The sequence below is a fragment of the Novosphingobium barchaimii LL02 genome (assembly GCF_001046635.1).
Classification (GTDB): domain Bacteria; phylum Pseudomonadota; class Alphaproteobacteria; order Sphingomonadales; family Sphingomonadaceae; genus Novosphingobium; species Novosphingobium barchaimii.
The window spans coordinates 1-6991 of the sequence record NZ_KQ130468.1 but is presented as its reverse complement, the minus strand read 5'-3'; the positions used below and the strand labels follow the sequence as shown (position 1 = coordinate 6991).

Sequence of the window (6991 nt, the reverse complement as noted above, 5' to 3'; positions counted from 1 at the left end):
TGTAGGCGATTGCAAAGATACTGGCCTCTGCTCGCAAACAGCGCGGATTTCTGCTCAGATTTGCTGACAGCAGGTGGGCCATGCTGCTCACGCTATGCGACAATGTGCTCGCCATCATCCGCGCCTGCTCGCAAACGGAGAAGGCCTGTTCTCGCTTTCTGCCAATAGCGAGGAGTGCCGGTGAGCGGTCTGGCAGCGATCGTTCCCGCCGGGTTTGCCGTAAGCATCAGCGCTCCCACTTCCTCAGGCTAGCAACGGATTGATCGTATAATGCCTGGAGCGAGCCGACCTGATTGTCTCGGAAGTGAATCGTCAGCACGAGATTGTCATACGGCAGATTGGCCGTGCAGAGCCCCGGCCGCGAGCCTCCGCCCATGGCGGAGCAACTCGCCAGCGATGGAGGACGCTTCTGACCTGCTTCGGCTGGCAACTGGTATGTCCAGAAAACACCATCACTTACCTTGCGCAGTGTTCGGCCGCGCCATGAAAGCGGGCGACTTGCGCAGACAGTCGAGTTGACAAGCGCCTCTGTTCCCGCTGCGCGGGCACACATCCGCTTCTTGCTTGCCACGCCCACCAAGTTTCGCTCCGGCAAGCTTGCGCTCGGATTTAGGTAGAACGAGAACCCGTCGCTGGGATCGAGCGCTGGTAGAAAGAACGGCTTATCATTGTCGGATATGTCGTTGGCTCTCGGGATGTCGAAGACTCGTCCCTCCAACCTCCTCTCGGCCGAGGCCGAGCACGCGCTGAGCAAGCTGACGATCGATAAAGAAGCTGCGGTAAGATGCCTGTTCATGCCGGCAGGCTATGAGAGAAGCGCAACGTCCACAATCGGTGGCACAGACGACATGCGTTGCGTCCGCGTGCGGGAGATACCAAGGCGAGGACAGCCAGTATCATATCGGCACACCGGCTTCGCGGAGCCGCTCGGTCAGGTCGCGGGTGTGTTCGGCGTCCAGCGTTCCGGCGAGGAACGCGCGTATGTCGGACGGCCGGGTGTTGAGCTGGCTGGCGAGCGCGCCCGCATCGTAACCGTTGCGCGTCAGCGTGGGTTCGAGGTCGTCAATCGCCCGCGACAGCACCTGCTCGACGATCTCGGCCGTGACGGGCTTGGCAGCGAAGCGGAAGCCCTGCTCGAAGGCGAGTGTCAGGTGCATCTCGATCTGGAGCGGGGTGCGCAGGCGCTCGGCGATGAGGTCGATCGCGTCCTCGTTCATCAAGTCGGCAACCTTGACCCCCTCGGCCGCACAGGCGCCGAGCAGCCAGGCAACATAGTCGCGGCGTTCGGCGCCGATGCCCTCATAGTCGAAGGTGGTCGTGCGGTAGCCGATCTCTTCCATTTGCGGGCGGCGCAGGTCGTTGCGTAGCCGAGGATGGCCGACCAGAAGGACCGACAGCAGCACGCCGGCATCAGCCACCACCTCCATCAACCGCTTGAGGCCGGTCAGCGTCTTGTGGTGCAGGTCATGCGCCTCGTCGACCACCAGTACGACCGGGCGCTTGCCCTTGCGCATGATGTCGCGCAGGTCGCGCTCGCGGCGCTCGGCCTGCTTGGGAATCTTCACCTGGGCACGGTCACCGGGCGAGAGATCGTAGAACAGCGCCTCGATCAGCGAGGGCAACGAGGTGCGGCGCTTGTCGACCGCAAGCGACTTGGCGACGGCGACCTTGCCCGCCCGGGCCAGCTCGTCCTCGATGCGGCGCAGCAGGTGCGTCTTGCCCGATCCGACCAGGCCGGAGACGACGATCAACCTGCCGGTCTGCACGGCCGCACAGACCTCGCGCACGAGGTTGCGCTGATGCTCTGTCTCGAAGTTGCCGACGCCTTGGAACGGGCGGGCGAGCCCGTAGCTGGATTGAACGTCGGCGAGCATCAGCTTGTCCCCCGTCTTGACTGGAACCGCTCTCGGATGCGGTCAGCGATGATGGTCTTGTCGAGCGTTTCGCCCAGCAGCGCGTCGATGAAGGCGCGGTCTGCCTCAGGCAGCGAGCCGAGCGGTCGCCGGAGCTGGTCGACGATGGCGTGGCGCGCCGCGAGCCCGGTCGGGTATGCCGTCTCGACCGCCGGCTCCGGAAAAGGTGTTTGCCGCACCGCGAGCCCTGCGGTGGAGGGCGGCAGCGACGGCAGCGGCCGGTCGCCGCCCGTCACGGTCGCGCGGGGCAGCCCCAGCTGGTCAGCGAGCCGGACCACCTTGTCGAGCCGCTCCTCGGCGCGGCTCTTCTGATACTTGCGATAGCGGTAGAGCGGCACGGCGCCGCGCGACGGCTCGTAAGGGCCATGCCGCTTGCCGTCATGCTCCACGAAGAGCTGCTGGTCGAACAGCCCCCAGAGCAGCGTCACCGTCTCGCCGGCGAGCTCGGGCTCGACCTCGTAGGAAGCGCCCTCAACCGAGACGGTCGCGTCGCCCGCAACGGTGCGCCGCTCGGGCTCACGAGCGAAGGCGCAGAACCGCTCCCATGAACACATGGCCCGCACGCCATCGCCGGGCAGGTGCCGCAGCCAGTGCTCGATCCGCGCGTGTGGCTCGGAACGATGGTCGCCGTTGTTGTAGGTGACCAGCGCACGCCGCATCCACAGATTGGCTTCCGCCTCGTCCTTGGGTTTGTGGAAGTGGTACAACGTCTCGTGCACCTCCTTCACCGTGCGGAACGGCCGCTCGACCTTGCCCTTGGCGCGGGCCGCGGTGTGCCGGTCGTCGGCCTTCGGCGGCAGATGGGTGAGGACGCGCACGCCGAGGCTGCCCATCACCGACTGGAACACGCGCGACCGGCTGACCGGGCCGTTGTCCATGTAGATCGTGACCGGCAGGCCCTGGAACGGCAGTTCGGGCTCAGGCTTGGCGGCGAAGGCGTTGAATAGAAAGCGCAGCGCGGACTCGGCATCCTCGCCATAGACGCTGCGATATTCCTGGTAGACCACGCCCGAGCAGTCATCGACGGCCGAGAACAGCATCAGCGTGGGTTTGCCGCGACCCTGCTCGATCCAGAGCGGCGCCTCGACCTGCTTGAGGTCGGACGGGCTCATGTCGAAGTGCCACAGCTCGTTGGATCGCCGCGCCTGAAAACGAACGGCTGCGTGGGGGCGGGTCACGCGGGCATAGTCCAGCCCTGATGAGCGGAGCAGCCGGTCGATGGTCGCCCGCTTCAGCAGGCCGGGTGCTACCTTGACCAGGCCCTCCGGCGTCTCGACGCCATCGGTTTCCAGGAACTCGATGGCGCGGGCGGTCGAAACGTGCCGGCCCTTCTTGTTGGTGGTCCTGATCTTCAGTGCGGCGACGATCTCGGCGTAGCGCTCCATCTCGGCCTGCGGGGCAACCCGCGTCGCACCATGGTCGGACCGGCGCACCGACTTGGGGCGGTTCAGCTCGCGCAACGCCCGGTAAAGGGTCCAGATGGAGATGCCATAGGCCTCGGCCGCACGGGCGATGATCTCGGTGCGACCGGGGTCGCGTGGGGGCAACAGCGACAACCGTCGGCGAAGATCGATCAGCGCCTCTCCAGGCGGTCGCTTCGCCCGGTCAGCCATGGGCTGTTGCAGCCTCCTTGATCGATGCACCGCTGCCGCGCTTGCCTGCATAGCGATAGAGGGTCGCGACCGACACGCCCATGCGCTTGGCGATGTCGCGCACCGGCAACGTGCCCTCCTTCATCATCGCCCGTGCCGCGGCGACGTCGCTCGGGCGCATTGCCGATGGGCGGCCACCCTTGCGACCCTGCCGGCGCGCCTCCACTAGCCCCGCGGTAGTTCGCTCGCGGATCAGGGCACGCTCGAACTGCGCGATGGCGCCGAACACGTGAAAGGTGAGCATGCCACCCGGCGTTGTCGTGTCGATGCTCTCGGTCAGCGACACCAGCCCGATCTTCTCGCGCTCCAGATCCTCGGCCGTGGCGATCAACTTCTTGAGCGAGCGGGCGAGGCGGTCGAGCTTCCAAACAACCAGCGTGTCGCCTGCGCGCAGCACGTCTTCCAGAATGCGCGCCAGTTCGGGCCGGTCATCGCGCGCGCCCGACGCCTTTTCGGTGAACACCCGCTCGCAGCCGGCCCGCCGCAGCGCATCGAGCTGGAGCTCGGGGTTCTGGTCGCTGGTGCTGACCCTGGCATAGCCGACCCGCATGAGCGTCTGATCTTCTCCAAACTCGTGCGGGGCATACCGTTTTGCGACGCGGGTTTCCAGAACAGTTTTGACAAAGTGCGGCCCGCAGATTTACGTTGCCGGCCCAGCAAGGCGATCGGCTCGTCAGAAACGGTCGTTTTGCAGAACCGCTGAGGAGCCGGGTTCATGCAGGTGCTCGATACGGTTGGCTGGGTCGGTGATGGCGACGACACCGACTTCTTCCTCGCAATCGAGCGCACCTTCGATCTGCGCCTGCGCTCGAACCTGCCTTGGACAACGTTCGGCGAGGTGCGTGACCATGTCGTCGCGCATGTCGCAGCCTACAGCGGGGGCGGCACGACATGCGCCACGCAGATGACGTTCTACAGGCTTCGACGCGCGCTCGGGCTTGGCCGGCACGTCGGGCCGGATGCGCCGTTGGCGCCGCTGATCGGTGGGAAGCTGCGCCAAGCGTTCAGCGACCTGGAAGCCGATACCGACCTCAAGATGCCGGCGACGCGAGCCGGATGGCTTGGGATTGTCAGTGGTCTCTGCTTCGCTGTCGCGGTCGCGATCCTCGCCTTCACGACGCTGGCACCTCCCCTTCGCATCTTCGCTGCTGGAGCGAGCGCCTACGCGGGGCTATGGTTACGGCACCTCGACCGCCGGCGATTACCTCGGAGGTGCGACACTATCGGCGATCTCGCCCGACTGGTCACGGAGCAGAACCGTGGCAGGCTTGCCCGCGACGGCGCGCGCCTCACCGCCCCCGAGATTTGGCGGATCATCCAGCAACTGGCCGCCGAGGAGAGCGGGATCGACCCCGATCTGATTGGGTCGGAAACGACCTTCTTCCGAGCCAAAGTGCGAGCAGCCTGATCAATGGCTTACTGGATTGCATAGATTGATGCCGAGACACGGGACATTGCGTGGCGTCGGACTGACGGCTTTGGGTGCCGTTGTCGTCGCAGGCTCTTTCGTCGCTCTCGGATTGCGACCGGATGGGATCGCCAGCTACTATCGCGATACGCTGACTCCGGCAGGGTTTGCCATTTGGTTCTGCGGCTTCGTAGCCGCCACACTCGCTCCACCCGCCATAGCTGTACTCTGCTGGTTTGGCGCCATGCGGTTCCGCTACGGGTGGCTTCTCCACATCCTGCTTGTTCCTGCCACCTACGCCGCTGTGCGAGGATCAATCGCGCTCATGCTCGCGGTAGCAAGTGAGCCGGACAGCGATGGCCCAACGAGATGGGCTACCGATCCAGCAGTGATGCTGATGGTGGTTTGCCCCATCGTGTACTTTCTGATCTTGGGTTCCACAAAGCTGCGTGAGCATCGCGCATCAGCAAATGACTGCTAATCTCGACTTTGTAGTTGGCAGATACCATGAGCGGCCCTTTGCCGTTTGCGAGCAGACGCGGATGATGGCGAGCACATTGTCGGATAGCGTGAGCAGCATAGTCGGCTCGTTGTCAGGTAATCTGGGCAGGAAAAGGCGCTGTTTGCGAGCAGAAGCTGCTACGGTTGCAAGCGCCTACAGATACGCACCGCTTCATCAGACGGTCATCGCCGGGACGGCGGGCGAGGCGATCCACGCACTCGACGGCATCCTCGGCCACGAAAGCAGCGCGGACATCACCGCCCTCCACACCGATGGTGGCGGCGTCTCCGATATCGTGTTCGCCGTCATGCATTTGCTCGGCCTCGATTTCGAGCCGCGCATTCCGCGCCTGTCGGATCGACAACTCTATGGTTTCGAGCCCGCGCGGCGCTATGGTCGGCTCGCACCGCTGTTCGGGCGCCGCCTCGGTCGGGACCTGATCGTCAGCCATTGGGCCGAAATTGCGGAGGTCATCGCGGCGATGCGCGACCGCACTGTCACACCGTCGCTGATTTTGGGGTGACTGCACGAAAGTGACTTATCTGCACGCTAAGAGCGAACGGACCGGGAACGCTGGGACTTTGTGTTCTTCTCCGTGGCTTCGAGGGCTTTGTAGAGGGCGGTTTTGCCGATCTTGAGGCGCGCGGCGGCCTCGCGAACTGTGAGGCCGGAAGCGATATGTTCGCGCGCCTTGCGGAGCTTGTCAGGTGTGACCACTGGCCGCCGCCCACCGGGGCGACCTCGCTCGCGAGCGGCCTTGAGGCCTGCATGGGTGCGCTCCCGGATCAGATCGCGCTCAAACTGGGCAAGCGAGCCGAAGATGTTGAACACCAGCATCCCGCCCGAAGTGGTGGTGTCGATGTTCTCGGTGAGCGAGCGGAACCCGATACCTCGCGTCGCTAGCTCGCCGACCTTCTCAATCAGATGGCTCATCGAGCGCCCAAGACGGTCGAGTTTCCAAACCACCAGCGTGTCGCCGCTGCGCAGATAGGCGAGCGCCTCGGCCAGGCCGGGCCGATCGGCTTTTGCACCAGATGCGTGATCGTCGAATATCCGGTCGCACCCGGCCGCGTTCAGCGCGTCGAGCTGGAGTGAGAGCTTCTGGTCTGCCGTCGAGACGCGCGCATAGCCGATCAACGCCACATGCAGCCCAATCCTGTCCGTTTTCCCATCATTATCTGATCTTGTCCGAATCGCCGTTATAGGTCCAGAGTTAACGGACATATTCCTGCTGGCCGCCAGAGGACCGTCTGACGGACACGCAAAGCGAAGGAGATGATGCTTGGCGAGACGGCGACTGGTGAGCCTGGAAATCTGGGCGAGGCATTATGGCGCGCCGCTCGATGAGCGCGAGATCGCGCGTCATTATACGCTGACCAGCGACGACCTGGAAATTGTCGGCCGCCGTCGCGGCGATGCCACCCGGCTCGGCTATGCGATGCTCATGCTATATATGAGATGGCCTGGCCGTGCGCTGGAAGCGGGCGAAGTCCCGCCCGCTCCTGTGCTCGCCTAT

8 protein-coding genes are annotated in these 6991 nt (G+C 64.6%); 3 read left to right on the top strand and 5 right to left on the bottom strand.

Annotated elements, in window-relative coordinates; genetic code table 11:
* Nucleotides 1-226: 226 nt before the first annotated feature.
* The 4 genes from V474_RS25970 to V474_RS24675 form a co-directional block, all read right to left on the bottom strand.
* Complete coding sequence (locus V474_RS25970; RefSeq protein ID WP_062121710.1) at nt 227-796, bottom strand: hypothetical protein; 570 nt, start codon at nt 794-796, stop codon at nt 227-229.
* Nucleotides 797-896: 100 nt separating this feature from the next.
* Nucleotides 897-1874 (bottom strand): ExeA family protein, encoded by a 978-nt coding sequence (locus V474_RS24685; RefSeq protein ID WP_007685991.1) that lies wholly within the window; start codon nt 1872-1874, stop codon nt 897-899.
* Complete coding sequence (locus V474_RS24680) at nt 1874-3526, bottom strand: IS481 family transposase (protein WP_007685992.1); 1653 nt, start codon at nt 3524-3526, stop codon at nt 1874-1876. The genes V474_RS24685 and V474_RS24680 overlap by 1 nt, the downstream gene beginning before the upstream one ends.
* Nucleotides 3519-4115, bottom strand: coding sequence for a recombinase family protein (locus V474_RS24675; protein ID WP_007685993.1), 597 nt, complete (start codon nt 4113-4115; stop codon nt 3519-3521). Before V474_RS24675 ends, V474_RS24680 begins: the two co-directional genes overlap by 8 nt.
* Nucleotides 4116-4280: 165 nt before the next feature.
* Here V474_RS24675 and V474_RS24670 point away from each other — a divergent pair, with 165 nt between their 5' ends.
* Nucleotides 4281-4973, top strand: coding sequence for a hypothetical protein (locus V474_RS24670; RefSeq protein WP_007685994.1), 693 nt, complete (start codon nt 4281-4283; stop codon nt 4971-4973).
* A gap of 449 nt (nt 4974-5422) precedes the next feature.
* Nucleotides 5423-5998 carry a transposase gene (locus V474_RS26775; protein ID WP_236711437.1) on the top strand — a complete coding sequence of 192 codons (576 nt, stop codon included), beginning with the start codon at nt 5423-5425 and terminating at the stop codon, nt 5996-5998.
* A 26-nt stretch (nt 5999-6024) separates the two neighbouring features.
* Here the strand turns inward: V474_RS26775 and V474_RS24655 are convergent, their stop codons facing one another.
* A complete protein-coding gene (locus tag V474_RS24655; RefSeq protein WP_013039114.1) occupies nt 6025-6618 on the bottom strand; it encodes a recombinase family protein in 594 nt (197 codons plus the stop codon).
* Between the two features lie 139 nt (nt 6619-6757).
* Here V474_RS24655 and V474_RS24650 point away from each other — a divergent pair.
* Nucleotides 6758-6991, top strand: a 234-nt coding sequence (locus tag V474_RS24650) for a DUF4158 domain-containing protein (protein ID WP_082700024.1), incomplete at its 3' end; no start/stop codon positions are given.

What these genes read in the sequence shown, in the direction of transcription:
- V474_RS25970 (WP_062121710.1), bottom strand. Translation starts at nt 796, where the DNA reads ATGAACAGGCATCTTACCGCAGCTTCTTTATCGATCGTCAGCTTGCTC.
- V474_RS24685 (WP_007685991.1), bottom strand. Translation starts at nt 1,874, where the DNA reads ATGCTCGCCGACGTTCAATCCAGCTACGGGCTCGCCCGCCCGTTCCAA.
- V474_RS24680 (WP_007685992.1), bottom strand. Translation starts at nt 3,526, where the DNA reads ATGGCTGACCGGGCGAAGCGACCGCCTGGAGAGGCGCTGATCGATCTT.
- V474_RS24675 (WP_007685993.1), bottom strand. Translation starts at nt 4,115, where the DNA reads ATGCGGGTCGGCTATGCCAGGGTCAGCACCAGCGACCAGAACCCCGAG.
- V474_RS24670 (WP_007685994.1), top strand. Translation starts at nt 4,281, where the DNA reads ATGCAGGTGCTCGATACGGTTGGCTGGGTCGGTGATGGCGACGACACC.